We start from the raw sequence: 2,563 nt of genomic DNA on the forward strand, positions 1-2,563 counted from the left end.
CGGGGACGAGCTCGCCCGCCGTCTGGCCGCCGTGCCCGGTGTGCTCGGCGGCCCGGAGCGGGAGCCGGGCCCGGACCCGGCCCCCGGCCAGGACCAGGCAGGTCCGGCGGGTCAGACCTGGTTCGCCCCGCCGTCGACATAGAGGTTCGCGCCGACGACGTAGCTGCTCTGTCCCGAGGCGAGGAACGCCACGGCCGCGGCGACCTCCTCGGCCTCCCCCATGCGCCCCCTCGGCACCGTCCCGGCGGCGTACTCCCGGATGGCGCCCATGGCCTCCTCACCGCCGTTGATGGCGGTGCCGCCGGGCGTCTCGATCCAGCCCGGGGAGACCACGTTCACCCGGATGCCGCGGTCCTTGAGCTCGGTGGACCACGTCCGCGCGAAGGACCGGACGGCGGCCTTGGAGGCCGCATAGGCGCCGAACGCCGCCATGCCGTGGTCGGCGGCCGTCGAGCCGGTCAGGATCACGGAGGCGCCGTCGTTGAGCAGCGGCAACGCCTTCTGCACGGTGAACAGGACGCCTCGCGTGTTGACCCCGAAGGTCTGGTCGAAGTGCTCCTCGGTGGTCTGCTCCAGCGTCACGAACGCGCCGACCGCGGCGTTCGCCACGAGCACGTCCAGCCCCTCGCCCCGTGCCCGGACCGCTGCGTAGAGCCGGTCCAGGTCCGCCAGGACGCCGACGTCGCCGGCCACACCCGTCGCCCGGTCCGCGCCGATGGTCTTGACGGCGACCTCCAGCTCCGCCTCGCGCCGGCCGGTGACGAACACGTGCGCGCCCTCGTCCGCCAGCCGCACCGCGGTCGCCAGGCCGATGCCGGTGCTGCCCCCGGTGACGACCGCCGTCCTGTCTTCCAGCTGTCCCATGTGGATGTCTCCGTCGCTCTCTCGTGTCGATTGGTACGACATCGATCCTGCGCGCGTCGTGGCGTACGATCCATCGCGTACAGTCCGGGATTCCTTACACATCGTCCAGGGGGGCACCGTGCTCGGCTTTCAGGACCCGATGGCGGACGCGATCGGCCTGCTGCGGCCCCGCACGGTGATCGGGCCCAGCCTGCGTGCCACAGGGGAGTGGGCGCTGCGCTTCGAGCCGTTCCCGCACGTGCGGGTGGGCGGGCTCGTGCGTGGAGCGTGCTGGCTGACCCTCGACGGGCACGAGCCGGTGCTCCTGCGCGAGGGTGACACCTTCATGCTGGGCAACCCACCGCCCTACGTGCTGGCCAGCACGCCCGACGCGCGGCCGCGTCCCGGGGACCCGGTCTGGGCGGCGGCCAAGGACGCGCTGGTGCGAATCGGCGCCGAGGGCGACGACGACCTCTACCTCTGCGGCGGGCACATCGGGTTCGACGACGACAACGCGGCCCTGCTGACGGACCTCCTGCCGCCGCTCGTGATCGTCCGCGCCGACGACCCGCGCGGCGGCGACCTGGGCCAGCTGATCACGCTCCTGGCCGCCGAGGTCGAGGCCACCGCCCCAGGCGGCCCGCTGGTGCAGAACCACCTCGCGCAGGTGCTGCTCGTGCACATGCTGCGGGCGCACGCCTGCCGGACCGACCGGCCCATCGGCTGGCTGGGCGCCCTGAACCAGGACGGTATCGGCGCCGCGCTGCGGGCCCTGCACGCGGACGTGGCGCACTCGTGGACGCTCAACGAGCTCGCCGGGATCAGCCACATGTCGCGGTCCGCGTTCGCCGAGGCCTTCCGGAACCACGTGGGGGTCCCGCCGCTGGAGTACCTGATCCAGTGGCGCATGAGCCTCGCGCGCGACGCCCTCGCCCGTGACACCCTGTCGATCTCGGAGCTGGCCAAGGCGACGGGCTACCAGTCCGAGAGCGCGTTCAGCACCGCGTTCCGCCGCGTCGTCGGGTCGTCACCCGCGACGTTCCGGGGCGAGGCGCGACGGGCTCAGGCAGCATCCGTCTCCGCCTGAGCGTCAAGCGGTGACCAGGTAGTCGTCCGCGTCGTCGTCCCAGGCCAGCGAGACCGTGCCCGCGGTCTCCGCCGCCTTGGCGAACTGGAGGAAGCCGCGGAAGCCGAGCGCCTTCTCGGAGAAGTCCGGGCGGCGCTTGCGCACCGCGTTCTTCAGGCCGGACAGCGCGGCGGAACCGCTGGACTCCTGCACCACGTCGCGCAGCAGTGCGAACGCCGCGTCGGTGTCACCCTGCTCCGGCAACGAGACCTCGGGGTCGCCCGCGGACGGGCCCGGCGCGAGCTCCACGAACCCGCGGTCCGCGAGGAACCGCAGGAACTCCCCGAAGGTACGGAACCCGTAGTCCGACTCGCTGAACGTGGCGTCCTTGCGCAGCAGCGTCCGCTTGAGGGCGGACGCCGTGACCGGGCCGCTCGTGGACGACTGCAGGTCGCCGAGCGTCTGCGCCACCCGCACCTCCATGGGCACGTCGTTCGACGACGGCGCCTCGTCCTGCTCGCTCACGTCCAGGTCGGGCTCGGCCTCGGGCGCCACCTCGACGGGCGCCGGGGCGGGCTCGGGCTTCTTGCGCCGCCGGGTCGCGGGCTTCGCCTCGGCCTCGGGCTCGGCCGGGGTCTCGGGCGCGTTCGCCTC

The 2,563-nt window shown here is 73.4% G+C and carries 3 protein-coding genes; 1 reads left to right on the top strand and 2 read right to left on the bottom strand.

Annotated elements, in window-relative coordinates; genetic code table 11:
* Nucleotides 1-111 precede the first annotated feature (111 nt).
* Nucleotides 112-864 carry an SDR family NAD(P)-dependent oxidoreductase gene (locus PROKR_RS13870; protein ID WP_036964242.1) on the bottom strand — a complete coding sequence of 251 codons (753 nt, stop codon included), beginning with the start codon at nt 862-864 and terminating at the stop codon, nt 112-114.
* A gap of 118 nt (nt 865-982) precedes the next feature.
* Here PROKR_RS13870 and PROKR_RS13875 point away from each other — a divergent pair, with 118 nt between their 5' ends.
* Nucleotides 983-1,930, top strand: a complete 948-nt coding sequence (locus tag PROKR_RS13875) for an AraC family transcriptional regulator (protein WP_036964244.1) — start codon at nt 983-985, stop codon at nt 1,928-1,930.
* A 3-nt stretch (nt 1,931-1,933) separates the two neighbouring features.
* Here the strand turns inward: PROKR_RS13875 and PROKR_RS13880 are convergent.
* Nucleotides 1,934-2,563 (bottom strand): OST-HTH/LOTUS domain-containing protein (locus PROKR_RS13880; RefSeq protein WP_281171714.1); only part of this gene is annotated, 630 nt, incomplete at its 5' end.

Source organism: Promicromonospora kroppenstedtii DSM 19349 (assembly GCF_000515355.1).
GTDB lineage: Bacteria > Actinomycetota > Actinomycetes > Actinomycetales > Cellulomonadaceae > Promicromonospora > Promicromonospora kroppenstedtii.

Excerpts from the sequence above, each read along its gene's own strand:
- PROKR_RS13870 (WP_036964242.1), bottom strand. The coding sequence starts at position 864 with ATGGGACAGCTGGAAGACAGGACGGCGGTCGTCACCGGGGGCAGCACC.